The following is a 25,390-nucleotide window of genomic DNA, read 5'->3' on the forward strand; positions in this document are numbered from 1 at the left end:
TGAAATTGGTAGACACGCTGGACTTAAAATCCAGTGAACAGCAATGTTCGTGCGGGTTCAAGTCCCGCTCTGAGTACAAAACTTCAATTGGCTTTTGCTAGTTGAAGTTTTTTTTTGCTTAAAATTGAGATCACTCGTTAATTTTTATATTTTTACTTCACTATTCTAGCTAACCATAATATCGTTTAACTATGCAAAATGTTTTTCTTAAAGAAGATTGTGATCAATTTATAAACAGAATTAATCAGCTTAAATCAGATTCACAACCACTTTGGGGTAAAATGTCAGTTGATCAAATGCTGGCTCATTGCAATGTGACGTATGAAATGGTATTTGATGATATTCATGCGAAACCAAATGCTTTTATGAGATTTCTTTTAAAGACATTAGCTAAAAAAGCAGTTGTAGGCGATACTCCTTATTCTAGAAATATTAAAACGGCTCCACAGTTTATTGTTAAAGGTGATCGAGATTTTGATCTTGAAAAAAATAGACTCATTAATTACATAAATAAGACCCAAAGCTTGGGCGAAAGTGAATTTGAAGGAAAAGAATCTCTTTCTTTTGGAAAATTATCTTCAAAAGAATGGAATAATATGTTTGCTAAACATTTGGATCATCATTTTTCACAATTTGGAGTTTAAAACTTTATAGCTATGAGAATTTATACAATTATTTTTTTTCTGCTTTTAGGAATTTCTTCTTATGCTCAAAAAGAAGAGGCGCAAAAATGTATTGAATCTTTTTTCGAAGGATTTCATCAGCGCGATTCTGCAAAGATTAAATTAGTATGCTCAGACAAAATGATTTTGCAATCTATTAGTGAAAGTGCAGCTAAAGGAAATAGACTTTCTAATGAAAGTGCGAAAGAATTTTATAAATCTATCGCATCAATTCCTTCAAATATAAAATTTCAAGAAAAAATATTGAGTTATAACATTCAAATTGATGGAACAATGGCTCATGTTTGGACTCCTTACGAATTTTACATTAATGATAAACTAAGCCATACTGGAGTAAATGCTTTTACACTGTTTAAAGAAAAAGATTCGTGGAAGATTATTTATATAATCGATACACGAAGAAAATAATTAATTTTTAAGTATTTCAGTATTGTAATATAAACAAATATCAGTCAAAAGACATTCAGGACATTTTGGTTTGGGTCTGCATGTTTCTCTGCCTAAAAAAGATATTGCCATTCCTATTTCAGACCAGATATTCTTAGGAAGAACCTGCATTAAGTCTTTCTCTATTTTATTTCCGTCTTTATTTTCTTTTACAATTCCAATTCTTGGAGCGACTCTGATGACATGTAAATCAGCAATAATTCCTTCGGCAGGTTTATTGGTTTCTCGTAGAATAACATTTGCAGATTTTCTTCCCACACCTTTTAAAGTTGTCAATCCGCTCATTGTTAGTGGAATATCTTTGTCTTCTTTAATAGTATTTGCAATTTCTAAAATCCATTTTGCTTTTGTAGAATGGTTTCGGACTTTAGTGATGTAAGATGTAAAAGTTTCTAAATCGGTTTTTGAAATGCTTTTTAACGTTGGATATTTTTCGAATAAAATCGGAGCTATGTTATTTATATTAGCATCTGAATCTTGTGCAGATAGGATCACCATAACAAGTAATTGATATGTATTTTCGTATTCTAAAGGATGCTTTTTTCCTTTATATTTTTTTAAAATGGGTTTTAATTTTATTTCCCAATCCGAAGTCTCACCAAATAAATCCATTTCGTTTAAAATTAAAATATTGAAAACTAGGTTTTTGCATTATAAATTTACGGATTTTAAATAAACTCAAGAATTTTTTTAATAACGCTGTGATTTCCTAGAATTTTTCTGTGACCTAGTCCTTCGGTTAAATATAAAGTTCCATTTTCCAAGTTTTCATGTATATGAATTCCAGCTTTTACAGAAACTTCTGGATCGTCATTATCATGCATTACTAGAACAGGAATTTTTATTTTCTGAGCTGCTCTGTAAGCCGAAAAATCATCCATTTTCACTTGGTATCTATTTTCAAAAGAATCTCTAAGACGATTGCTGATTTCTTTTTTCAATCCCAATTTAAAAGTAAATTCATCTAAGATATCCTGAACAATATCTCCGCTTCCAATAACTACCGCTTTTTCCACCTTAAGTCCGTCTTTAATAGCGTTCAGAACCGACATTCCGCCTAAAGAATGCCCGATTGCAATTTCAAAAGGTCCGAATTGCTTTTCTATTTCTAATATAGATGCTATAAACTCTGACATTATTGTTGTTTTGCCTTCTGATTTTCCGTGTGCTGGTGCATCAAAACTAATTGTAGAATAACCATTAGCCAAAAGCTCATCGGCAATTTTAAAGAGCTGAGTCCCTCTTCCAGACCAGCCGTGAACTAATAATACTTTGCACTCACTTTGCCCATATGAATATGTAACTACACTTTTATCAATCGCAGGAACATGAATTAATTTTTGAATGCTTTTGGAATCCATTTCTAATTCACGTTTCGGAACTTTATGTTTTATTGGTGTTGTGAAAATCTTTGCAGCAAATTTTGTAACTAATTTTGTAGATATAAAAGCGCAGATTTTCGCAGAAATTATAATAATCTTCGGAATTTTTAATGATTTAGTAGGATTGGTTGCCTTTTTTGCCATTTCAATAAAACTTATTTAAAGGAAGGATTTTGCTTGTTTTTTTGCTAAATTTAAAAAAGCATAAAAGTAGTAATAAATGATTGCTGCTTATATATAATCATAAATTAATTTCTGAAATGGAAATATTTCATATTAGTGCAGAATGTTATCCAGTAGCAAAGGTTGGCGGTTTGGGTGATGTAGTTGGTGCATTGCCTAAATATCAACAGTTTGCGGGGCATGACGTTAGAGTTGTACTTCCTTGTTATGACACGAAGTTCAAAAATGAAAATGATTTTGAATGTGTGCATTGGGGAACTGTTAAATTAGGAAGTTTTAATTTTCAGTTTAGCGTCTTAAAAGAAACAACAGATAAGCTAGGTTTTGAATTATATCTAATAGAAATTAATGAGTTATTTAATCGTCCGAATGTTTATGGTTATGAGGATGATATCGAAAGATTTTTATCTTTTCAGATTGCTACACTTGATTGGATTCTAGCTCGAAATCAAGTTCCAGATATTATCAATTGTCATGATCATCACACAGGTGTTATTCCATTTTTGCTTCAGTTTGCTTATAAATATGAAAATTTGAAGCATGTAAAAACGGTTATTACAATACATAATGGATTATATCAGGGATGGTTTGGCTTTGATAAACTGTATTATTTGCCAGAGTTTGACTTGAAACATGTTGGGTTTTTAGAATGGAGCAATTCTATAAATTCTCTCGCTGTAGGTATTAAATGCGCGAATGCTGTGACTACGGTTTCACCAAGTTATTTAAATGAAATTAATATTTCAGCAAATGGATTAGAATCATTGTTTAACTCGGTTCGACATAAATCTAAGGGAATTTTAAACGGAATTGATATTGAGGTGTGGAATCCAGCTAAAGATCAAATGATTGCTGAAAACTATTCTATTGATGATTTCGAAATAGGAAAAAGAAAAAACAAAGAAAAATTGTGCGAAGAGTTTGATCTAGATCCGTCAAAACCATTATTTAGTTTTATTGGAAGATTATTTGAAGAAAAAGGAGGCGATTTGCTACCGCATGCTTCAGCTTTAGCTTTGTCAGAACATTTTGAGGAAATTAATATTCTGATTTTAGGATCAGGAAATTCAGAAATTGAATCGCAGTTAACTCAGCTGAGAAATGATTATAAAGGAAATTACAATGTTTTTATAGGTTATAATGAAAATTTAGCGCATTTGATTTATGCGGGTTCAGATTATATTTTAATGCCTTCTAGAGTTGAACCATGCGGCTTAAATCAGATGTATGCCATGCGTTACGGGACAATTCCGATTGTTAGAAGAACTGGAGGGTTAAGAGACACGGTTGTTGATTTTGGAGATGAAGGAAATGGGGTTTGTCATGATCAGGCTTCTGTAGCCGACATTTGCTATTCAATAAATCGTGCGGTTAGGTTGTATGAGGATAGAATAAATTTCAATAAAGTTTTAAAAAGAGGAATGACAGCAGATCATTCCTGGGAAAGTGTTTGCCAAGAATATATCGAAATATACAACTTAATAATTCAGCAAAATGAAATTTAAAAAGAAAAATGTAGTTGCCATTATTTTAGGAGGTGGACAAGGTTCACGTTTATTTCCATTGACAGAAACAAGATCAAAACCAGCAGTTCCGATTGGAGGAAAATATCGTTTGGTCGATATTCCGATTTCTAATTGCATCAATTCTGATATCTTTAAAATATTTGTTTTGACACAATTTAATTCTGCTTCTCTAAATGCTCACATTAAGAATACTTTTAATTTCAGCATTTTCAGCCAGTCTTTCGTTGATATTTTGGCTGCAGAACAAACTCCTGATAATCCAACTTGGTTTCAGGGAACGGCAGATGCTGTAAGACAATGTATGTCGCATTTTTTAAAACACGATTTTGATCATGCATTGATTCTTTCTGGAGATCAGCTGTATCAGATGGATTTTAATGAAATGCTCGAAGCTCATATCGCTGCCGATGCAGAAATTTCTATTGCAACTTTACCCGTAAATGCTAAAGATGCTCCAGAGTTTGGAATTCTAAAAACGAACCACGAAAGTGTTATCGAAGCTTTTATAGAAAAACCGCACGCGTCACTATTACCAGATTGGGAATCTGAAGTGAGCGAACAAATGCAGGAAAAAGGCAAAAAATATCTTGCCTCAATGGGAATTTATATTTTTAATAAGCCTCTTTTGGAAGAATTGATGGCTGATCCTGAAACGAAAGATTTCGGTAAAGAAATTATTCCGCAAGCTGTTGGGAAACATAAAATTTTAAGTTATCAGTACGAAGGATATTGGACAGATATCGGAAATATTGAATCCTTTTTTGAAGCTAATATTGGTTTGACAGCAGATATACCTGAGTTTAATTTGTTCGATAACGAAAATAAAATTTTTACAAGACCGAGATTATTACCGCCGTCAAAATTTAGAAATTCAATTATAAACCAATCTTTAATTTCTGAAGGCTGTATTATTAATGCGAAAGAGATTAAAAGTTCTGTAATTGGTATCCGCTCTAGAATTGGCGAGGGTACTGTTTTGGAGAACTGTTACGTAATGGGGAACGATTTCTATCAGGATCTGGATGAAATGAATTACGAAAGCAGTATTAATAAAATACATGTTGGTATTGGTGAAAACTGCTTTATTAATAATGCTCTTATCGATAAAAATGTGCGTATTGGAAACAATGTCCACATTAGCGGAGGAAAACATTTGGATAATTTTACCAATGAATTGTACAGTATAAAAGACGGAATTGTGGTCATCAAAAAAGGTGTTACGCTTTCAGATAATTTTAGAATTGAATAAAATCAAAAAAAAAAAATAATTTAAAAATTCCAAATTCCAAATTCCAAATTCCAAATCCAATTATTCTAGAAAACAATATATGAGTAAAGTAATCCCACATTCTCTTTTTACCGACTTTGACATCGATTTATTCAAAGCTGGAAAACACTTCAGATTATATGAAAAACTTGGAGCACATTTAATCGAAGTTAATGGGGTAAAAGGCGTTTACTTTGCTGTGTGGGCTCCTACGGCCCATTCGGTTTCGGTTGTTGGCGATTTTAATTATTGGACACAAGGAGAACATCTTTTAAATGTTCGTTGGGATTCTTCTGGAATTTGGGAAGGATTTATTCCTGAGATTTCAAAAGGAGCACTTTATAAATACAAGATTCAATCTAACATTAACGGCGTAATTACTGAAAAAGCCGATCCTTTTGCGCGTTACTGCGAAAAACCGCCGCACACCGCGTCTGTAGTCTGGGATTTGGATTATAAGTGGAAAGATGAAAATTGGATGCAGAATCGCCAAGATTTTAATGCTTTAGATAAGCCATATTCGGTTTACGAAGTGCATTTGGGTTCTTGGAAAAGAGCGGATCATAACCGTTTTTTGACTTATCTCGAACTTGCTGATGATTTGGTGAAATATGTAAAAGAGACTGGTTTTACACATGTCGAATTCATGCCGATCATGGAATATCCTTACGATCCTTCGTGGGGCTATCAGCTTACGGGGTATTTTGCGCCGACTTCCCGTTTTGGAAAACCGCAGGATTTTATGGTATTGGTGGATAAACTGCATCAAGAGGGAATTGGTGTAATTTTAGATTGGGTTCCGTCGCATTTTCCAGACGATGCACATGGCTTAGGTTATTTTGATGGTTCGCATTTATATGAACATCCAGATCGCAGAAAAGGATATCATCCAGATTGGAAAAGTTTGGTTTTTAATTACGGAAGAAATGAGGTTCGTGCTTTTCTAATAAGTAATGCTGTTTTCTGGCTTCAAAATTATCATATCGACGGACTTAGAGTTGATGCTGTAGCGTCAATGCTTTATCTGGATTATTCCCGAAAAGATGGCGAATGGGAAGCTAATATTTTTGGTGGAAGAGAAAATCTTGATTCGATAAGTTTTCTTAAAGAATTTAATGAAGTAATTTATTCTAATTTTGATGGAGTTCAAACTATTGCAGAAGAAAGCACTTCATTTCCGATGGTTTCAAGACCGACTTCTTTTGGAGGTTTAGGGTTTGGAATGAAATGGATGATGGGTTGGATGCACGACACTTTGAAGTATTTTCAAAAAGAAACAGTTTATAGAAAATACCATCAAAATGATTTGACTTTTTCGATGACTTACGCCTTTACTGAAAATTTCATGCTTCCGTTTTCTCATGATGAAGTGGTTTACGGCAAACAATCTCTAATTTACAAAATGCCAGGTGACGAATGGCAGCGTTTTGCAAACCTGAGATTATTATACGGTTATATGTTTACGCATCCTGGAACAAAACTTCTGTTTATGGGGGCTGAATTTGGGCAGACCAATGAATGGAATTTTGAACAGAGTCTTGACTGGCATTTATTGCAATATGACTTTCATTCTGGAATTAAAAGATTGATTACAGATTTGAATCAATTGTATAAATCGCAGCCTGCATTGTATGAAAAACAATTTAGAGGAGATGGTTTTGAATGGATTAACTATTCCGATCATCAAAATGCTATTTTATCCTATATTCGAAAAGGAAATAATCCAGATGAGAATTTAATTGTAGTCTGTAATTTTACTCAGGTTGTTCGAGAAAATTATCGAATTGGTATTCCTAAAAAAGGCACTTTGCAGGAGATTTTTAATAGTGATGCCAAGATTTACGGCGGAAGCGGAACAGAAAATCCAAAAACAATAAAAGTGGATGCAATAGCTTATGATGGAAGAGATTTTTCTGCTGAATTAATTTTACCGCCTTTAGGTGTAACCGTGTATTCTTTGGTTTAATAAAATTCTGATATCATTTTTTGAGAGTAAGATTTTATCATTTTATCGTTTCAAAATTATCAAATTGTTGATTTTTTGTTTGGTAATTTGAAAGTCGTTCAGAAAAAACGTTTTCGTTAATAAACCTTTTATTCATAGGGTGTTATGAACTTTTTTTGTATGTTTGATTAGAAGGAAAATGTTATAAATTAATTCATTTGAGATATGATTACAAACACATCATTAGAATACAAAGGCGATTTATATCCATCAAAAATTATCTCTTATGAACATGAAGGAGATTCTGTTTTCTTTAATACGGATAACAAAGTAATCTTAAAAGTCACCATTCTTCGTGATAGTTTAATCCGATTTCGTTTTACTACAAAAGGGTATTTCAGTAACGATTTTTCGTACGCTATTGATAAAACCCAGCTTCACGGTTATAATTTTCTAGAAGTTACAGAAGAAGAAACCTTCTTTCAAATTAGAACCAGTAAAGTAAAATGCAAAATACAAAAGGCAGATCTTCGTCTTTCTATTTATGATTTAAACGATTTTCTAATTCTTGAAGATGAACTTGGTTTTCATTGGGAAGAAAGCTATGAATATGGCGGAAATATTGTAAAAATGAGTAAATACGCTAAAGACGGCGAATGCTATTATGGTCTTGGCGATAAAGCAACTCAGATGAATCTTAAAGGCAAAAGACTAGAAAATTTTGCTACAGATCAATATGCGTATCAGAAAGATCAAGAACCATTATATAAAGTAGTTCCGTTTTATATCGGATTGCACAACAAACAATCCTACGGTATATTTTTCGACAACACTTTTAGAACGTTTTTTGATTTTTGTCAGGAAAGAAGAAACGTTACCAGTTTTTGGGCTGAAGGTGGTGAAATGAATTATTATTTTGTCTATGGCCCTCAAATGCAGGATGTTGTTACAACGTATACAGACTTAACTGGAAAACCAGAATTACCGCCGCTTTGGGTTTTAGGATACCACCAATGCAAATGGAGTTATTATCCTGAAAGCAAAGTCAAAGAAATTACCTCGAAATTTAGAGAACTGCAGATTCCTTGTGACGCTATTTATTTGGATATTGATTATATGGATGGTTTCAGATGTTTTACATGGAATAAAAACTATTTTCCTGATCCAAAAAGAATGGTTGCTGAATTAGCCGAAGATGGTTTTAAAACCGTTGTAATTATTGATCCGGGAATTAAAATCGATAAAGATTATTGGGTCTACAAAGAAGCTTTAGAAAAAGATTATTTCTGTAAAAGAGCCGATGGACCTTATATGAAAGGAAAAGTTTGGCCAGGAGAATGCAATTTCCCAGATTATACAAATCCCGTAGTTAGAGAATGGTGGGCAGGATTATTTAAAGAATTAGTTGCAGATATTGGAGTAAAAGGAGTTTGGAATGACATGAACGAACCTGCTGTAATGGAAGTGCCGAATAAAACTTTCCCGATGGATGTACGCCATATTTATGATGGAAATCCTTGCAGTCATAGAAAAGCACATAATATTTACGGCACGCAGATGGCAAGAGCTACTTATCATGGTGTAAAACGATTTGCTTATCCAAAACGACCATTTGTAATAACAAGATCGGCTTATGCTGGAGCACAGCGTTATACTTCTTCATGGACAGGCGATAACGTGGCAACTTGGGAACATTTATGGCTTGCTAACATTCAGGTGCAGCGATTGTCCATTTCTGGAATGGGATTTACAGGTTCTGATATCGGCGGATTTGCAGAACAGCCAACGGGAGAGTTATATGCACGCTGGATTCAATTAGGCGTTTTTCATCCTTTTTGCAGAACGCATTCTTCTGGAGATCATGGGAATCAGGAACCTTGGGCTTTTGATGAAGAAGTCATTAATATTACTAGAAAGTTTGTGAGCCTGCGTTATCAATTACTTCCTTATCTATATACAATGTTCTGGCAGTATATTGAGGAAGGAATTCCGATGCTTAAACCTTTGGTTTATTATGATCAAGACGATACTCAGACACATTATAGAAATGATGAATTTATCTTTGGAAACCAGATTTTAGTTTGCCCGATACTTGAACCTAATGCTGTAGGTAGACGTATGTATATTCCTAGAGGCGAATGGTATAACTATTGGACAAATGAATTGTTTATTGGGGGAAGAGAAATTTGGATCGACACTAAATTTGATGAAATTCCGGTTTTTGTAAAAGCAGGGGCAGTTATTCCTAAATATCCAGTTCAGCAGTACGTAGGCGAATTAGAATTTGATGAACTAACGCTGGATGTTTATTATAATAATGGAAAAGAACAGTCAGCTGTTTACGAAGATGCGCAAGACGGTTATGATTATAAAAAAGGACGTTATAGCTATTTGTCGTTAAGGAATATTGGAAAAGAAAAAGAACTTATTATTCAGCTTCATAAAGAAGGAAAATATATCACACCATACACTAAGTATAAAATAAACCTTATCGGACTGCCATTTAAAGTTTCTGAAATTGAAATTGACAACGAAAAAATTGAATTTGATAAAATTAGTTTCGAGCAAAATAATTTCTTAATAGTTGATAAAGAGTTTAATGAACTTCATATTGTAGGGGAGTAGTCAAATTTTGATATTTTTTTGACTTATTGTGTAAAATATTTTATGTTTTTTAATCGTATTTTTGCTATAAAAATAGCTCGAATTATGAAAAAATATATGTTTTTAGGAATTTTTGGAGCACTTGTAATGGCATGTGCAACAAATCCAATTACTGGAAAACAAAACTTGAATTTTGTTTCAAATAGCGAATTGTTTCCAACTTCTTTTCAGCAATACAGTACTTTTCTGTCTGAAAATAAAGTTATTACTGGTACAACCGATGCAAAACTAGTCGAAAATGTTGGTTTGAAAATTAAATTGGCAGCTGAAAAATATCTGACCTATTTAGGACAATCACAATATTTAAAAGATTATCGTTGGGAATATAAATTAGTTGATAATAAAGAAGTTAATGCGTGGTGTTTGCCTGGAGGAAAAATTGTAGTGTATTCAGGAATATTGCCTATAACACAAAACGAATCTGGTCTGGCAACGGTTATGGGGCATGAGGTTTCTCACGCGTTAGCCAATCACGGTGCGCAGAGAATGAGTGCAGCTCAATTGCAGCAAATAGGAGGAGCGGTTTTAGATGCTGCAACAGCAAACAAAACGGCACAAACAAGAGAAATATTTTCTCAAGCTTACGGTATGGGAACAGAAGTAGGAGTAATGCTTCCTTTTAGCAGAAGTAACGAAAGCGAGGCAGACAAAATTGGTTTGACATTGATGGCCATTGCAGGTTATAATCCGGATGATGCTGTTGCGTTTTGGACTAGAATGTCTGCAAAATCAGGCGGTGCTTCAACACCAGAATTTATGAGTACGCACCCTTCTGATGCTACTAGAATTGCTAATATCAAAGCATTAATTCCAGAAGCAAAAGCAATTGCACTTAAAGTTGGAACTATAAAATAAATTACGCATAAAAATATACCTTTTAAAAAGCCACTCATTTTTTTGATTGGCTTTTTTTTTATTTTACCGAATTTCATAATTTAATAATGTACGAAATATCGAAATTCTATTTGTTTATCATAAAAAATAGATAAATTCGTAGCCTATTTAACAAAACCATTTCTATGAAAAACCTACAAAAAGGAGATAAGAAGCTTTTAAATGCCTGGGCATTTTATGATTGGGCAAATTCAGTTTATACTTTGACGATTGCCTCTGCTGTATTTCCTATTTTTTACGAAGCTTTATTTAGTGACCGCGATCATTATATTGATGTTTTTGGAATGCATCTTAAAAATTCTGCTTTAATTAGTTTTATTACTGCCGCGGCGTTTTTAGTGGTTTCTTTTATTTCGCCTTTGTTATCTGGTATTGCCGATTATGTGGGAAATAAAAAGTCATTCATGAAATTTTTCTGCTATCTAGGAGCCTTTTCTTGTATGGGATTGTATTGGTTTGACTTAGAAAATATTTATGTTGGACTTTTATTTTATTTCCTTGGATTGCTTGGCTACTGGGGAAGTTTGGTTTTTTATAATTCCTATCTTCCAGATATTGCATTTGAAGAACAACAAGACAGAATCAGTGCAAAAGGATATTCGTTAGGATATATTGGTAGTGTTATTTTGTTGATAATCAATTTAGCAATGATCATGAAGCCGAAACTTTTCGGAATTTCAGGAACAGATGGAGAAGCAGCAATGAAAGCCATGCGTTATTCTTTTATAATGGTCGGCGTTTGGTGGATTTTATTTAGCCAATACACTTATTATTATTTGCCGAAAGGGAGCAAAGAAAATGGCCAAAAATTGACTAAATCTGTTTTGTTTAATGGTTTTAAAGAATTGAAAAAGGTTTGGCGTTTGTTGAATGATAACATTCCTTTGAGAAGATATTTAGGCGGATTTTTTGTTTCAAGTATGGCTGTACAGACTGTAATGCTTGTAGCAACTTATTTCGGTGCTCAGGAAATTAAGTGGTCATCAAAAGAAGAAAGCACAATTGGTCTTATAATTTGTATTTTGATAATTCAGCTTGTAGCGGTAATTGGTGCTGTTTTGACTTCAAGAGCTTCAGCAAAATTCGGAAATGTCAAAACTTTAATTTTTATCAACGGTATTTGGGCTATATTTTGCGCTTTAGCATATTTTATAACATTGCCTTTGCACTTTTATGTAATGGCAACCGTTGCTGGATTTGTAATGGGAGGTATTCAGGCATTGTCACGTTCAACCTATTCTAAATTATTGCCAGATACAGAAGACACTGCTTCATTTTTCAGCTTTTATGATGTGGCAGAAAAGATAGGAATCGTGATTGGAATGTGCATTTACGGAATCATTGACCAACGTACAGGAAGTCCGCGTAAAGCGATTGTTATTCTAGCTATTTTCTTTATAACAGCCATTTTCCTTTTAAGAAGAGTACATAAAAAAGACGTTTCAAATTAATTGAAACGTCTTTAAAATAATAATATCACGAATTGCAAGGAATTATTTGATTGATGATTTTTTTGTAATTCGTGATATTTTTTTTGTTTGAAATCAGCTTTTTGTAATGCTTCCAGATCCTGAGACTTTAACATCCTTTTTTTCTGGATTTCCAACATATCTAATGTTTCCAGAGCCAGAAACTCTAGCCGTTAAACTTTGATCGCAGGCCACTTTGCTGTTTCCAGATCCCGAAACATTTGCTTCAACAATTTTCGATTTCAAATCGGCTGCATTTATATCTCCAGAACCGGAAAGTTTTGCAGAGAAATTATCAGCCGTTCCTCTCAAACGTACATTTCCAGAACCGCTTACATTTAGTTCTAAATTATTAGTATCAACTGGTAAAGTAAAATTTCCAGAACCAGATAATTTAACCAAAAACTTTTCATTTTTGATAACGTCTTTTGACTGAATATCGCCAGAACCAGCTAAACTCAATTCAGAGATTTTTTCAAAAGGAACTGTAATGTGAATACTTTTACCAGTACTAGTTCTAATATTTGTCAACTTTTCAATATAGATTTTTAATGAATTATCTTCCACTTCAACTTTGATGGCAGACAAAAGATTTTCTTCTCCCTTGATGGTAATTTTTCCTTCTTTTCCAGCAACTAAATCAACATCAAAGAAACCTGAAATTTTAATTCCGTCGTAATCTCCAGTAGTTCTAGTTTCTGTAACTACTTTTCCGTTTCCTTGAAGTTTGTTTTGTGCATTTATAGTGCTTAAAGAAAGCGCAGCAAATGCAAGTAATAAAATTGACTTTTTCATTGTTTTGATTTTTTAGATGATTAATTTTTTGTTAGCGAAATATTTCCGTAATTCGAATTGATATTGATTTTATTTTGTCCTTTTTTCTTGTAATAGCCAGCAATTCTTTTACTGTTGCTTTTAACTTCTGAAACAGAAACTTCTAAATTATTATCATGTTTGATATTCGAATATCTGGCAGAAATATCAAAATCGAAAGCATAATTTGGCACGTAACCAATTGAAATGTCCGTATATCCTGAATTTATCGTAATGTTTCCAGCTCTTTCATTTACAGTTCCAATACTGATTTTACTGTAATTGGTATCGTAGCTAAAGTTACTTGAAATTTCTCCAATAATAAAAGTTAAATAGTTTCCAGAGCCGCTTAAAGAATTGATTTTTTGAAACTTAAACGTTCCGTAATTACAGTCAGCTTTAATATTCTGACCGTCATTTAGATTAACATCCGTATAATTGGCATTTAGATTCAAATTTCCTGAATCATTAATTTTAAGATTCGAATATCGAGCATCAACATTTCCTGCTTTTACGTAATCTATGCTTGAACTTTGGCAGTATTGAATTGAGATTTGATTATTAGATCCGTTTAGTTTTCCCAAAGTGACTTTCCCATATTTGCAGTCAATATCTGTAGAAGATTCTGCAATTGGTACCGAAATATTGCCATATTTATTAGCCAGTTTAATCGACCCGTTTTTCGGAATTTTAACCACATAGTTGATTTCAAAACTATTGTTGCTTCCTTTACTTTTAAGAGTAGAATTTCCAAGTGTTGTTACGGCAGAAACCAATCCTTTAAGAGCAGTAATTTCAACATCAATGCTGTTTAATCGTTCGTTTACCCAATTTTCATTTGGTCCATTCACTTTGATTGTAATGTCGAGATCAATTTTGTCTTCATCCCAAGTTGTTACAGTGATACTGCCATATTTATTTTCAATATCGATTCCGGCATTTGAGTTTACGATATATGTCTTTTTAATGCTTTTTTGTTTGGTTATAAAAGTGTCGTCGTTTGAAAATCCCAAAAAAGGAATCAAAAGAAGTAAGATTAGTAAGTTATAGTGTTTTTTCATTAGAGTTGTTTTTTAGTTTTTCATTGTCTTCAATTCTTTTTAAAACGGTTTGTAAAAAAGAAATTCGCGTTTGGAGATTGCTAATCATCGCATAAATAATTTGTTTGTTCTCTCCATTTTTTTGCAGTTCATTTATGATTTTTTGATAGTCAGCATCAAAAGTTTTCATCTGATTCATGGCATCATTAATAATCTGCTGATTTTCTGGCGAACTTTTCTCTTTCAGTTTAACCAATTCGTTGTCAATTAGAATATTGAAAATAGAATCGGTGCGTTTAGTCTCTTTAGAAGCAAATTTGAATTCTTTTGTTTTTTCATTTTTATAAAAAAGAGATATTCCAAGCATTATTACAATCGAAGCGGCAATAGCGGTTACGACCCAATATTTTTTCTTAGGCTCTTTTTTGTTTAATTTCTGAAGAAAATCCATCTGATGGTCAGGAGTTAATTTCTGAATATCCCATTGATTTTCAAATCTGTTGAATAATTCGTCTAAATTGTCTTTTTCATTTTTCATAATTCCAATTCATTTTATATCTCTTCCAATTTTTTTCTCAAACTGTCTTTGGCTCTGCTCAAGGTTGTTCTGCAATTTGCGTACGTAATGTTTAAAATTTCGCAGATTTCTTCCTGATCATAACCTTCTATGTAAAAAAGCGTCAGCACCATTCTGTAATTATCTTTCAGCTGCAGAATAGTATCCAAAACCTGTTTTACTTTTAGAGAATTTAAGTCAATATTTTCAGAAATAATTCCGTCATTTTCTTCAATTTTATAAAGCTGCTTACTTAAATCTTCTACCTGAAAAGAATTGTTCTTCTTGTAAAAATCGATACTATAATTGATGATTATTTTTTTTAACCATGCTCCAAAAGCCACTTCTTGTTTATAGTCATTGATTTTTGTAAAAGCTTTCAAGAAACCTTCCTGCATGACGTCTTGTGCAAAATGTTCGTCTTTTACAATACGAAAAGCCACATTATACATCGCTTTACAATAGCGATTGTATATTTCAAATTGCGCTTTCTGATTGTTATTTTTACAAAGCGCAATTAATTCTTCGATATTTAGGTTATTTATACTCAAGTAGTGGCTTTTGGTTTTATATAAGGACAGTACTTTTTTTTCTTTGTTACACTTTTATAAAATTAATTTTATTTTTTTTTAATTCGGATGAAATGAAAAGTGAAAATATATTTTTTTAGACCTGACTTCTTTTGCTTTTGGCATAATGATTGTCTATTTTTATGGCCTATCTTGTAATTGAAAAACAAAACAGATTTTCAGTAAAACTTCAATAAGCAATACACTGTTTATAGATAGCACAAAAAATTTAATGACAAAAAGACTTATATTTTATTATGTCAAACCATAAAATACTTACTATTGACAATCTGTCACTTCAAGAATTCGATTCAGAGGCAGAATTAATTCCATTGTTGACTCCAGAAGACGAGGAGGAAATGAATAATGAAGAACTTCCTGTTTCGCTTCCAATTTTACCTTTACGCAACACCGTTTTATTTCCAGGAGTTGTTATCCCGATTTCTGCTGGAAGAGATAAGTCTATCAAACTGATTAATGATGCCAATGCAGGCGGAAAAATAATTGGTGTAGTTTCTCAAATTAATGAAGAAGACGAAGATCCGTCAAAAGATGATATTCATAAAGTAGGAACTGTGGCGCGTATTTTACGTGTCCTAAAAATGCCTGACGGTAACGTTACGGTTATTCTTCAAGGTAAAAAACGCTTCGAAATTGACGAAGTGGTTTTAGAAGAACCATACATGACAGCAACTATAAAAGAAGTTGCAGAAGAACGTCCAGATGAAAACGATTCTGAATTTACTGCAATCTTAGATTCGGTAAAAGAATTAGCGATACAAATTATTAAAGAAAGCCCAAATATTCCTTCGGAGGCTACTTTTGCGATTAAGAATATTGAAAGCCAATCATTCTTGATCAATTTTGTTTCTTCTAATATGAATTTATCCGTAAAAGAAAAACAAGGTCTTTTATCGATAAACGGACTGAAAGAGCGTGCTTTAGAGACTTTACGTTATATGAATGTTGAACTTCAAAAATTAGAATTGAAGAACGACATTCAGTCAAAAGTACGTTTTGATTTAGACCAGCAACAAAGAGAATATTTCCTTCACCAGCAAATGAAAACCATTCAAGAAGAATTGGGAGGTGTTTCTCAGGAAGAGGAAATGGACGAAATGGGGCTGAAAGCTAAAACTAAAAAGTGGGACGAAAAGACGCAGAAGCATTTCGAAAAAGAATTGTCAAAAATGCGTCGTATGAATCCGCAATCTCCAGATTTTGGAATTCAGAGAAACTATTTAGAATTGTTTTTAGAGTTGCCTTGGGGCGAATATTCTAAAGATAAATTCGATTTAAAACATGCACAGAAAATTTTAGATAAAGATCATTTCGGACTTGATGAAGTTAAGAAAAGAATGATCGAGCATTTGGCAGTTTTAAAACTGAGAAATGACATGAAATCGCCAATTATCTGTTTAACTGGGCCTCCTGGAGTTGGTAAAACATCTATCGGGCGTTCTGTAGCAGAAGCTTTAGGCCGTGAGTATGTACGTATTTCATTAGGAGGTTTACGTGACGAAGCGGAGATTCGCGGACACAGAAAAACGTATATCGGAGCTATGCCGGGACGTATCATTCAAAGTTTGAAAAAGGCCGGAACTTCAAATCCAGTGTTTATTTTAGACGAGATTGATAAACTATCAAGCGGTAACAGCGGTGATCCATCTTCAGCTTTATTGGAGGTTTTAGATCCAGAGCAAAACAATGCTTTTTATGATAATTTCCTTGAAATGGGATACGATTTATCTAAAGTAATGTTTATTGCGACTTCAAATAACATGGGAGCAATTCAGCCAGCTTTACGTGACAGAATGGAAGTAATCAAAATGTCGGGCTATACAATTGAAGAGAAAGTTGAAATTGCTAAAAGACATTTATTCCCGAAACAATTAGAAGCGCACGGTTTAACATCTAAAGATTTGACAATTGGTAAAAAACAATTGGAAAAAATTGTAGAAGGTTATACACGTGAATCTGGTGTTCGTAATTTAGAAACTAAAATTGCTCAAGTAATCAGAAATGCTGCAAAATCTGTAGCAATGGAAGAGGAGTACAATAAAAAAGTAACCGACGAAGATATCGTAGCGATTTTAGGCGTTCCTAGATTAGAAAGAGATAAATACGAAAATAATGATGTTGCGGGTGTTGTAACAGGTTTAGCTTGGACAAGTGTTGGTGGTGATATTTTGTTTATCGAATCTTTGATTTCTGAAGGAAAAGGAGCTCTAACAATTACAGGAAATTTAGGAACTGTAATGAAAGAATCTGCCACAATTGCGTTAGAATATATTAAAGCAAATGCTAAGAAATTAGGTGTTAGCACTGAGCTTTTCCAGAAATATAATATTCACTTGCACGTTCCAGAAGGAGCAACTCCAAAAGACGGACCAAGTGCTGGTATTGCTATGCTTACTTCATTAGTTTCTCTTTTAACTCAGAGAAAAATCAAGAAAAGCCTTGCTATGACAGGAGAGATCACCCTTCGTGGAAAAGTATTGCCGGTTGGTGGTATTAAAGAAAAAATCTTGGCTGCGAAAAGAGCAGGAATCAAAGAAATTATTCTTTGTCATGAAAACAAAAGTGATATTGACGAAATAAAAGCAGAATACTTAGAAGGTTTGAGTTTTCATTATGTGAAAGAAATGAGCGAAGTTTTAGCTATCGCTTTGACAGATCAGAAAGTAAAAAACGCTAAAGAACTGAAATAACTTTCAAAAGTTAACTTTCAAATATTTTTAAAATCCAAATTACAAATTGCTCAACAGGCAGTTTGGAATTTGGATTTTTTTATTGGAATTTTCTAAGAATTTATTTGATGCAATAATTTATTTTTTTGGTGTTATATAATTTTATATTTGCAATTGCGTTATTGCCATATAGGTGCCGCCAAAAACAAATGCTTCAAAAAGTTGGTTTATTTTTTATAATCTTAATTTGTTCGTCTTCTTTCGGACAAGTCGGAGGGCGCTACACCTACCAATTTTTAAACCTAACCACTTCGCCAAGGCAAGCAGCATTAGGAGGAGACGTTATTACAATATATGACGAAGATGTTAATCAGGCCATGTCTAACCCCGCTCTTATAAACGCAGACATGGACAATCATTTTGCATTAAATTACGGAAGTTATTATGGTGAAGCCTCTTATGGCACAGCGTCGTATGCCTATACTTATGACAGGCATCTGCAGACTTTTTACGCAGGAGTTACCTATGTGAATTACGGTACATTTGAAGGTTACGACGAAAACGGACAGGCAACTTCTAACTTTACTGGAAGTGAAGGTGCGTTATCACTCGGATATGCATACAATATTCCGTATACCGATTTCTACATTGGGGCGAATGCTAAATTAATTACATCTTCTTTAGAAACGTATAATTCTATAGGCGGCGCAGCAGATTTAGGCTTTTTGTATGTAGACGTAAGGAACGATCTCAATTTTGCTCTTGTTTTTAGAAACATGGGAACACAATTCACAACATATTCAGGAATTAAAGAAAATCTGCCATTTAAAATCGTTGCGGGTATTTCACAAGAATTAGAACACGTTCCCATTCGCTGGCATCTTACACTAGAAAATTTGCAGCAGTGGAATATCTCTTTTTCGAATCCTGTACGCGGAGAAACCAACATCGACGGATCTACAAGCGACGAGAAAGTGTCTTTTGTAAACAATGCTTTAAGACACGTGACTTTCGGCGTGGAGCTTTTTCCTAAAAAAGCCTTTAATTTTCGAATCGGATATAATTTTAGAAGAGGTGAGGAATTGAGGGTAGAAGAACAGCGTAATTTCTCTGGTGTTTCATTAGGTTTTGGTTTAAAAATGAATAAGTTAAGATTTAACTATTCGTATTCTAGATATACTTTGGCGGCTAATACAAGTCTTTTTGGTTTAACATTAAATTTTCAATAACTGCATGAAACTGTTTTATTTGGTTTTGTTTATGACAGTAAGCTTTTTTACGGGATCTAAACTTTCTTTTAAAGAAGAAGAAGCTATTTCTACTGTGGAATTGGAAAGAATTAACAGCAGAATCACTAGCATCAAAAGCATGATTGGTACTGATCCTAAATACAATCAAAAAATTGCTTTTCTGATTGACATGAAAGTTCCTTCGGGAAAGAATCGCTCTTTTGTTTACGATTTGAAGAAAAATGAAGTTATCGATCAAGGACTTGTAGCGCACGGTTCTGGCTCAGAAACAGGAGTAAGAGGAGTATTAAAATTTAGTAATGCTCCAAATTCTAACTGCACTTCTCTAGGCAGATATGCTGTTGGAAAAACATATAAAGGTATTTTTGGAAAAGCGTATCGATTGGCTGGCTTAGAAGAAACGAATAATAATGCTTTGAAAAGAGCAATTGTACTGCACCATTATTCTGCGGTTCCTTATGAGGAACAAGATTACTACATAAGCAACAGTCATGGATGTCCAATGATAAATGAACAGTTTTTTAAAAGAATAGAAAAGATTATAGATAATTCCAAATCTAATATTCTTATGGATATTTACTATTAATTAGTTTTTTTTTGAGTCTTAAACCAATGAAAAAAGTAATAATTGTATTTCTTTTTATTCTGGCGCTTTCTGCTGCATATTTATTGTTTTATGATGTTAAAGAAATTGGTTCGCTATCTTCTGATAATAAACGAATTGAATCTCAAATTACAGCAGTAAAAAAAATGATAAATCAAAATCCTCGCTATAATAACCAAATCGCCTTTTTTATCGATATGAAGATCCCTTCAGGAAAGAATAGATTTTTTGTTTATGATTTTAAAGCAAATAAAATTATTGATAAAGGTTTGGTGGCTCATGGATCTGGTTCTGAAACTGGTGTTAAAGGGAAACTTCGTTTTAGCAATGTCCCAAATTCTTTAAGTACGTCATTGGGAAAATATTCTATTGGAAATTCCTATTATGGCAAATTCGGAAAAGCTTATAGGTTGTATGGATTAGACGAAACCAATAATAATGCTTTTAAACGCGATATCGTTTTTCATTACTATTATGATGTTCCATATAAGGAGAAAGATGGCTACATTTGCAATAGTTATGGCTGTCCGATGGTAAATAAAAAATACTTTGATAGAATATCAAAACTAATTGATAGTTCTGAATCGGATATTTTAATGAGCATTTATTACTAGAACCAGTCTTTAAAAGAATAAAAATTAAAAAATAAAAAATTGAAAAAAATTACCATTGCTATCGACGGATTTTCATCTACAGGAAAAAGTACTCTTGCCAAACAATTGGCAAAAGAGTTAGAATATGTTTATGTAGATACTGGAGCGATGTATCGTGCTGTGGCTTATTTTGCGATGCAACATGATTTGATAAATGCGGAATTCTTTAAAAAAGAAGCTTTAATTGAAGCATTGGCAGATATAAAATTAGAGTTTAGATTTAATACTGATCTAGGTTTTGCTGAAATGTATTTAAATGGTGAGAATGTCGAAAAACAAATTAGAACTATTGAAGTTTCTAATTTTGTGAGCACAGTTGCTGCAGTTTCTGAGGTTCGCGCTAAGTTGGTAGAGCAACAGCAGGAAATGGGAACGAACAAAGCTATAGTGATGGATGGAAGAGATATTGGAACGGTAGTTTTCCCTAACGCTGAATTGAAAATTTTTATGACCGCAAGTGCAGAAACACGTGCGCAAAGACGTTTTGATGAACTACAGCAAAAAGGCGATAAGGTGTCTTATGAAGAAGTTTTAAAAAATGTAGTTGATAGAGATTACATGGATACGCATCGTGAAGATTCTCCTCTAATAATCGCCGACGACGCAATTGAGATTGATAATTCTTACTTAAATAAAGAAGAACAATTTACAGCTGTTTTAGAATTAGTGAATGATGTTGTTAAAACGATATAATTTTTTGCAGATATTATTTTTAATGGTAGTTTTACCGCTTCATTTTACTTTAAAGACAATTTCATTATATGGGAATTAAAAACAGGTTGATTTTTATGAGCTTTCTTCAATTTTTTGTTTGGGGAGCTTGGCTTATCACAATTGGAAATTATTGGTTTGGAACCAAAAATTGGGAAGGAACACAATTTGGTTTAGTATTTGGAACCATGGGAATTGCTTCTTTATTCATGCCTACATTAACCGGAATTATTGCCGACAGATGGGTAAACGCTGAAAAATTATATGGAGTTCTTCATATTTTATATGCAGTAGTTTTATTTGGAATTGCACAAGTTACAACACCAGATACTTTTATTATTGTAATGCTTTTGGCTATGTGCTGTTACATGCCAACAATTGCTTTGAGTAATTCGATATCGTATACTTCACTTAAATTAAATAATAAAAACATCGTAAAAGATTTCCCGCCTATTCGCGTTTGGGGAACAATCGGTTTTATTGTTGCGATGTGGATCACCAATCTAAGCGGAAGTAAAGCGACAGAGTACCAGTTTTATATTGCTGGAATTGGAGGTTTAATTCTTGGAGTTTACGCTTTTACTTTGCCAAAATGTGAGCCACAGCGTTTAATCAAAGAAAATGCTACTTGGATAGAAACTTTTGGTTTAGAATCTTTCAAATTGTTTGCTAATTACAAAATGGCTTTGTTCTTTGTGTTTTCTATGTTTTTAGGAGGAGCATTGCAATTGACAAACGCTTACGGAGATGTATTTTTGGATGAATTCAAACATTTTCCAAAATATGCAGATTCATTTGTAATTCAATATTCGACTATTATTATGTCAATCTCTCAAGTTTCTGAGACATTGTTTATTTTAGCGATTCCATTTTTCTTAAGACGTTTCGGAATCAAACAAGTTATGCTAATTAGTATGCTGGCTTGGGTTTTGCGTTTCGGATTATTTGCGTTTGGAGATCCTGTAAATGGTTTATGGATGATTATCTTGTCTTGTATCGTATACGGAATGGCATTTGATTTCTTTAATATTTCTGGTTCATTATTCGTAGAAAGTAATACTGATTCTAAAATTCGTTCATCAGCACAAGGATTGTTTATGATGATGACAAATGGAGTAGGAGCGGTTTTAGGAAGTTTGACTTCAGGCTGGGCAATTGACCGTTTCTTTACAAAGTCGTTTACTACCACTACAGAATTAGCTGGATTTTTACAGACAGACGCCTCTAACGAAAAAATGGCAGAGTTTGTCAAAAGTCAAGGAAATACAATTAATGACGGAGTTTTTGCAAATCCAGTTCTAATGAAAGACTGGCATACGATCTGGCTTTCATTTGCGATTTATGCTTTAGTAATTGCGATTGCTTTTGCTGTTTTATTTAAACATAAACATGATCCGAAGGAAATTGAGAATTTGAGTCATTAAAAATTCTTATAATTATTTGAATCCTATTTTCAGATCTGAAAATAGGATTTTTTTATGTCTCCTTCTTCATTTAAGAATGGGCTCTGGAGCAAATATATTTCTTTACTAAAAGAATTTTATTTATTTGGGTATACAATATGGATATTAAAAAAAATACGTTTTTTATTCTTTTATTTTTTATGCTTAGTTGTAATAAAAAAGAAGATTTTAAGCCAACAGTTAAACTTGATTTAATTTTAAAAAACGAGAAATTAAAAAAAGATTATACTGAATTCAGGTTTGATAACGTTTATTTGTTGTCAGGGATAGAGAAAAAACAAAGTTTTATCAATTTTTCTAAAGAGACAAATATTGATGAACTTGTTTTGATGACAGAATGCGAAAAACCAATCGTAAGATGTTTTGCATTTAAAGTATTAGTAGAAAAAGATTATTCTAGAATTCGTGAGGTATTATTTAAACATCTAAATGATAATGAATATGTTGATATTTATCATCCTCCATGTATTAGAATGAATGAAATGGTTAAAGTTTATATGTTGCAGCAATTGGATCCATTTTCAAATAGCAAAATGAAATTTAGTAGGACTGAGTACGATCACATCTATGCTGAGTTATTTAAATAATTTAAACAAAGACTATTTGTATTATATAGTGTTGCAACCCGACAGGTTTTTAGAACCCGGTTTGTTGTTTAAAACTTTATCCTGCAAGGTTTCCGAAACCTTGTAGGTATATCGAAAACCTAATTAGGTCTTTAAGTCTAACTGTTTTAAAAAGTTTTTACTAAACGGTGATAAATTACAATAAATACGAAAAATAAATACCTACAAGGTTTTGGAAACCTTGCAGGAAATTCGAACTTTATGGGATTAACGATTTAAACCCGACAGGTTTTAAAAACCTGTCGGGTTTGTCGTCTGGTGTGCTTGTGTATTAAATAAAATAATAACTTAGTGCCTCATTATTAATAACATAAAAAAATGCTAAAACTTAAGTTTTATATTTTGCTTTTGATCGGTACTTTGGGGTTTGCTCAAAACAAAGCTTTGTATGATAAAAGTATAGAAGCATATAAAAATAAGGACTATGTTTTGTTCCTTCGGTTGGCAAAACAATTGGACAGTATTCGGCCAATGCATCCTGCTTTTACTTATAATTTAGCGTCGGCTTATGCTTTGAATGGAAAGAAAGAGGAAGCTTTATCTGTTTTGAAAAATATGGTTCTAGCAAATAATACTGTTTCTTTTGAAGAGGATACGGATTTTGCTTCTATCAAAAACGATAAGGATTTTAAGGATTTGGAATCACTCAAAATTTTGCAATCTAAGAAAATAGAGAATTCAGTTGAAAAACTTTGTCTTTCTGAGAAAGGATTGCATCCAGAAGGATTATTTTATTTGGAGAAACAAAAGCTTTGGTTGTCGTCGAGCATTAGAGATAAAAAGATTGTTTCTTTTGATGCGTCTGGAAAATGTTCTGATTGGTTTACAGATTGTTTGTATTCGGTTTTTGCCTTAAAAGCAGATCGTGATGAAAAATATTTGTTTGTCGCTTGTTCTGCAATTCCTGAAATGAAAGGTTTTAAAAAAGAATTGGATGGAAAAAGTGAGATCTTAAAAATTGAAATTGCTTCAAAAAAAGTGGTGAAAAGATATTTTATTGAAGGAAATCATGTTTTTGGTGATCTTGTAATAAGTAAATCTAACGAAGTTTATATTTCAGATAGTACTGAGCCCATAATTTATAAAATTGAAAAAGAGAATTTAGTTTTATGGAAAGATTTGAGAAATCAAGCTTTTAATTTGCAAGGTATTACATTTAATAAAGACGAATCAAAATTGTTTGTTGCAGATTATTTAAAAGGAATTGCAGTTATCGATATAAAGAATAAAAAGGAATCTTGGTTGGTATTTCCAATTGATGCTTCCAGAAAAGGTATTGACGGATTGGTTTTTTATAAAAAATCATTGATTGCCATTCAGAATGGAGTAGTGCCGATTAGGATTGCAGCGTTTAAACTGAATGAAACGGAAACAAAAATAGTTGACTTTAAGGTTTTGGATAATAATAGAGAAGCCTTTAATGAGCCAGCTTTGGCGGTTTTGGTTAAAAATAAAATCTATTTTTTTGCCAATTCACCTTGGAAGTTTTATGATAAAAACTTTCAGCTCGACGAGAGTAAATTCGATAACCCAAAATTGTTTGAACTTGATTTGGAGAAATCTTTATCAAAGTTTTAAAATTGATATAGATAGTTACAAGTCGTAAACCCGACAGGTTTTGAAAACCTTGCAGGAAGGGGTTCAAAAGGTATTATGAAAACTAAAATTTCTAATCTAGCCCCGATAGAAGTGGAAATCCTTTTGTGCCGGGGTTCGGCACAAAAGATTGTAACGGATAGCGGGACTAAACGTCTTGAAAACCCGAATTCTCGTGCTTCTAATCAATCTACTGATAATCATATCGGTTTTGTTTTGTTAATTCAGAAAAATGTAGTAATTTTGCAGTCCTTTTGGCAGAGAAGAGTTTCCATTAGGAATCAACCATTTATGTAAAACAACTTCTGTATTTTCTATCGCATAGAGAAACTCGAGAAAAGCAGAATACAAATTTTTTT

General features: G+C 32.8%; 23 protein-coding genes. 17 read left to right on the forward strand and 6 right to left on the reverse strand.

Annotated features, from left to right (window positions below):
* Positions 1-191: 191 nt before the first annotated feature.
* Positions 192-644 carry a DUF1569 domain-containing protein gene (locus tag Q9Q97_RS03965; protein ID WP_306154861.1) on the forward strand — a complete coding sequence of 151 codons (453 nt, stop codon included), beginning with the start codon at positions 192-194 and terminating at the stop codon, positions 642-644.
* A 12-nt stretch (positions 645-656) separates the two neighbouring features.
* Positions 657-1,091, forward strand: coding sequence for a nuclear transport factor 2 family protein (locus Q9Q97_RS03970; protein ID WP_306154862.1), 435 nt, complete (start codon positions 657-659; stop codon positions 1,089-1,091).
* On the opposite strand, the gene nth is transcribed toward Q9Q97_RS03970, so the two are convergent.
* The gene (gene nth / locus Q9Q97_RS03975) at positions 1,092-1,742 is read right to left on the reverse strand and encodes an endonuclease III (protein ID WP_306154864.1); all 651 of its coding nucleotides are present in this window, start codon (positions 1,740-1,742) and stop codon (positions 1,092-1,094) included. It abuts the gene before it with no gap.
* A 56-nt stretch (positions 1,743-1,798) separates the two neighbouring features.
* A complete protein-coding gene (locus Q9Q97_RS03980; RefSeq protein WP_306154865.1) occupies positions 1,799-2,656 on the reverse strand; it encodes an alpha/beta hydrolase in 858 nt (285 codons plus the stop codon).
* A 116-nt stretch (positions 2,657-2,772) separates the two neighbouring features.
* Here Q9Q97_RS03980 and Q9Q97_RS03985 point away from each other — a divergent pair, with 116 nt between their 5' ends.
* The 6 genes from Q9Q97_RS03985 (at position 2,773) to Q9Q97_RS04010 (ending at position 12,442) form a co-directional block, all read left to right on the forward strand.
* A complete protein-coding gene (locus tag Q9Q97_RS03985) occupies positions 2,773-4,200 on the forward strand; it encodes a glycogen synthase (RefSeq protein ID WP_306154866.1) in 1,428 nt (475 codons plus the stop codon).
* A complete protein-coding gene (locus Q9Q97_RS03990; RefSeq protein WP_306154868.1) occupies positions 4,190-5,470 on the forward strand; it encodes a glucose-1-phosphate adenylyltransferase in 1,281 nt (426 codons plus the stop codon). Before Q9Q97_RS03985 ends, Q9Q97_RS03990 begins: the two co-directional genes overlap by 11 nt.
* A 79-nt stretch (positions 5,471-5,549) precedes the next feature.
* Positions 5,550-7,454 (forward strand): 1,4-alpha-glucan branching protein GlgB, encoded by a 1,905-nt coding sequence (gene glgB, locus Q9Q97_RS03995; protein ID WP_306154869.1) that lies wholly within the window; start codon positions 5,550-5,552, stop codon positions 7,452-7,454.
* A 204-nt stretch (positions 7,455-7,658) separates the two neighbouring features.
* Positions 7,659-10,058, forward strand: a complete 2,400-nt coding sequence (locus Q9Q97_RS04000) for a glycoside hydrolase family 31 protein (RefSeq protein WP_306154870.1) — start codon at positions 7,659-7,661, stop codon at positions 10,056-10,058.
* Positions 10,059-10,142: 84 nt separating this feature from the next.
* Entirely contained in the window at positions 10,143-10,952 is an 810-nt protein-coding gene (locus Q9Q97_RS04005; RefSeq protein ID WP_306154871.1) for a M48 family metallopeptidase, read from the forward strand.
* 164 nt (positions 10,953-11,116) lie between these two features.
* On the forward strand, positions 11,117-12,442 hold the full coding sequence (locus Q9Q97_RS04010) for an MFS transporter (RefSeq protein WP_306154872.1): 1,326 nt from the start codon (positions 11,117-11,119) through the stop codon (positions 12,440-12,442).
* 93 nt (positions 12,443-12,535) lie between these two features.
* Here Q9Q97_RS04010 and Q9Q97_RS04015 read toward each other — a convergent pair whose 3' ends face one another.
* The 4 genes from Q9Q97_RS04015 to Q9Q97_RS04030 are packed head-to-tail and all read right to left on the reverse strand — an operon-like array spanning position 12,536 to position 15,420.
* A complete protein-coding gene (locus Q9Q97_RS04015) occupies positions 12,536-13,255 on the reverse strand; it encodes a head GIN domain-containing protein (RefSeq protein ID WP_306154873.1) in 720 nt (239 codons plus the stop codon).
* A gap of 20 nt (positions 13,256-13,275) precedes the next feature.
* Positions 13,276-14,334, reverse strand: a complete 1,059-nt coding sequence (locus Q9Q97_RS04020) for a hypothetical protein (RefSeq protein WP_306154874.1) — start codon at positions 14,332-14,334, stop codon at positions 13,276-13,278.
* The gene (locus tag Q9Q97_RS04025) at positions 14,318-14,851 is read right to left on the reverse strand and encodes an anti-sigma factor (RefSeq protein ID WP_306154875.1); all 534 of its coding nucleotides are present in this window, start codon (positions 14,849-14,851) and stop codon (positions 14,318-14,320) included. The genes Q9Q97_RS04020 and Q9Q97_RS04025 overlap by 17 nt, the downstream gene beginning before the upstream one ends.
* 14 nt (positions 14,852-14,865) lie before the next feature.
* Entirely contained in the window at positions 14,866-15,420 is a 555-nt protein-coding gene (locus tag Q9Q97_RS04030) for an RNA polymerase sigma factor (RefSeq protein WP_306154876.1), read from the reverse strand.
* A gap of 275 nt (positions 15,421-15,695) precedes the next feature.
* Between Q9Q97_RS04030 and lon the strand changes: the two genes are divergently transcribed.
* The 9 genes from lon (at position 15,696) to Q9Q97_RS04075 (ending at position 25,328) form a co-directional block, all read left to right on the forward strand.
* The gene (lon, locus tag Q9Q97_RS04035) at positions 15,696-18,149 is read left to right on the forward strand and encodes an endopeptidase La (protein ID WP_306154877.1); all 2,454 of its coding nucleotides are present in this window, start codon (positions 15,696-15,698) and stop codon (positions 18,147-18,149) included.
* Positions 18,150-18,337: 188 nt separating this feature from the next.
* Positions 18,338-19,357 (forward strand): type IX secretion system protein PorQ, encoded by a 1,020-nt coding sequence (gene porQ / locus Q9Q97_RS04040; protein ID WP_306154878.1) that lies wholly within the window; start codon positions 18,338-18,340, stop codon positions 19,355-19,357.
* Positions 19,358-19,361: 4 nt separating this feature from the next.
* Entirely contained in the window at positions 19,362-19,964 is a 603-nt protein-coding gene (locus Q9Q97_RS04045) for a murein L,D-transpeptidase catalytic domain-containing protein (RefSeq protein ID WP_306154879.1), read from the forward strand.
* Between the two features lie 26 nt (positions 19,965-19,990).
* On the forward strand, positions 19,991-20,596 hold the full coding sequence (locus Q9Q97_RS04050; protein ID WP_306154880.1) for a murein L,D-transpeptidase catalytic domain-containing protein: 606 nt from the start codon (positions 19,991-19,993) through the stop codon (positions 20,594-20,596).
* 39 nt (positions 20,597-20,635) lie between these two features.
* Positions 20,636-21,328, forward strand: coding sequence for a (d)CMP kinase (gene cmk / locus Q9Q97_RS04055; RefSeq protein ID WP_306154881.1), 693 nt, complete (start codon positions 20,636-20,638; stop codon positions 21,326-21,328).
* A gap of 68 nt (positions 21,329-21,396) precedes the next feature.
* Positions 21,397-22,770 (forward strand): nucleoside permease, encoded by a 1,374-nt coding sequence (locus Q9Q97_RS04060; protein ID WP_306154882.1) that lies wholly within the window; start codon positions 21,397-21,399, stop codon positions 22,768-22,770.
* A 137-nt stretch (positions 22,771-22,907) separates the two neighbouring features.
* Positions 22,908-23,396, forward strand: a complete 489-nt coding sequence (locus tag Q9Q97_RS04065; protein WP_306154883.1) for a hypothetical protein — start codon at positions 22,908-22,910, stop codon at positions 23,394-23,396.
* Between the two features lie 357 nt (positions 23,397-23,753).
* On the forward strand, positions 23,754-25,013 hold the full coding sequence (locus tag Q9Q97_RS04070) for a hypothetical protein (protein WP_306154884.1): 1,260 nt from the start codon (positions 23,754-23,756) through the stop codon (positions 25,011-25,013).
* Positions 25,014-25,088: 75 nt separating this feature from the next.
* Entirely contained in the window at positions 25,089-25,328 is a 240-nt protein-coding gene (locus tag Q9Q97_RS04075; protein ID WP_306154885.1) for a hypothetical protein, read from the forward strand.
* Positions 25,329-25,390 lie beyond the last annotated feature (62 nt).

The organism is Flavobacterium sp. DG2-3, assembly GCF_030730925.1.
GTDB lineage: Bacteria > Bacteroidota > Bacteroidia > Flavobacteriales > Flavobacteriaceae > Flavobacterium.

What these genes read in the sequence shown, in the direction of transcription:
- Q9Q97_RS04015 (WP_306154873.1), bottom strand. Translation starts at nt 13,255, where the DNA reads ATGAAAAAGTCAATTTTATTACTTGCATTTGCTGCGCTTTCTTTAAGC.
- Q9Q97_RS03980 (WP_306154865.1), bottom strand. Translation starts at nt 2,656, where the DNA reads ATGGCAAAAAAGGCAACCAATCCTACTAAATCATTAAAAATTCCGAAG.
- nth (WP_306154864.1), bottom strand. Translation starts at nt 1,742, where the DNA reads ATGGATTTATTTGGTGAGACTTCGGATTGGGAAATAAAATTAAAACCC.
- Q9Q97_RS03990 (WP_306154868.1), top strand. Translation starts at nt 4,190, where the DNA reads ATGAAATTTAAAAAGAAAAATGTAGTTGCCATTATTTTAGGAGGTGGA.
- Q9Q97_RS04060 (WP_306154882.1), top strand. Translation starts at nt 21,397, where the DNA reads ATGGGAATTAAAAACAGGTTGATTTTTATGAGCTTTCTTCAATTTTTT.
- Q9Q97_RS03965 (WP_306154861.1), top strand. Translation starts at nt 192, where the DNA reads ATGCAAAATGTTTTTCTTAAAGAAGATTGTGATCAATTTATAAACAGA.
- Q9Q97_RS04020 (WP_306154874.1), bottom strand. Translation starts at nt 14,334, where the DNA reads ATGAAAAAACACTATAACTTACTAATCTTACTTCTTTTGATTCCTTTT.
- Q9Q97_RS04000 (WP_306154870.1), top strand. Translation starts at nt 7,659, where the DNA reads ATGATTACAAACACATCATTAGAATACAAAGGCGATTTATATCCATCA.
- glgB (WP_306154869.1), top strand. Translation starts at nt 5,550, where the DNA reads ATGAGTAAAGTAATCCCACATTCTCTTTTTACCGACTTTGACATCGAT.
- Q9Q97_RS04025 (WP_306154875.1), bottom strand. Translation starts at nt 14,851, where the DNA reads ATGAAAAATGAAAAAGACAATTTAGACGAATTATTCAACAGATTTGAA.
- porQ (WP_306154878.1), top strand. Translation starts at nt 18,338, where the DNA reads ATGCTTCAAAAAGTTGGTTTATTTTTTATAATCTTAATTTGTTCGTCT.
- lon (WP_306154877.1), top strand. Translation starts at nt 15,696, where the DNA reads ATGTCAAACCATAAAATACTTACTATTGACAATCTGTCACTTCAAGAA.
- Q9Q97_RS04045 (WP_306154879.1), top strand. Translation starts at nt 19,362, where the DNA reads ATGAAACTGTTTTATTTGGTTTTGTTTATGACAGTAAGCTTTTTTACG.
- Q9Q97_RS04070 (WP_306154884.1), top strand. Translation starts at nt 23,754, where the DNA reads ATGCTAAAACTTAAGTTTTATATTTTGCTTTTGATCGGTACTTTGGGG.
- Q9Q97_RS04005 (WP_306154871.1), top strand. Translation starts at nt 10,143, where the DNA reads ATGAAAAAATATATGTTTTTAGGAATTTTTGGAGCACTTGTAATGGCA.
- Q9Q97_RS03985 (WP_306154866.1), top strand. Translation starts at nt 2,773, where the DNA reads ATGGAAATATTTCATATTAGTGCAGAATGTTATCCAGTAGCAAAGGTT.
- Q9Q97_RS04010 (WP_306154872.1), top strand. Translation starts at nt 11,117, where the DNA reads ATGAAAAACCTACAAAAAGGAGATAAGAAGCTTTTAAATGCCTGGGCA.
- Q9Q97_RS03970 (WP_306154862.1), top strand. Translation starts at nt 657, where the DNA reads ATGAGAATTTATACAATTATTTTTTTTCTGCTTTTAGGAATTTCTTCT.
- Q9Q97_RS04050 (WP_306154880.1), top strand. Translation starts at nt 19,991, where the DNA reads ATGAAAAAAGTAATAATTGTATTTCTTTTTATTCTGGCGCTTTCTGCT.
- Q9Q97_RS04065 (WP_306154883.1), top strand. Translation starts at nt 22,908, where the DNA reads ATGGATATTAAAAAAAATACGTTTTTTATTCTTTTATTTTTTATGCTT.
- Q9Q97_RS04075 (WP_306154885.1), top strand. Translation starts at nt 25,089, where the DNA reads ATGAAAACTAAAATTTCTAATCTAGCCCCGATAGAAGTGGAAATCCTT.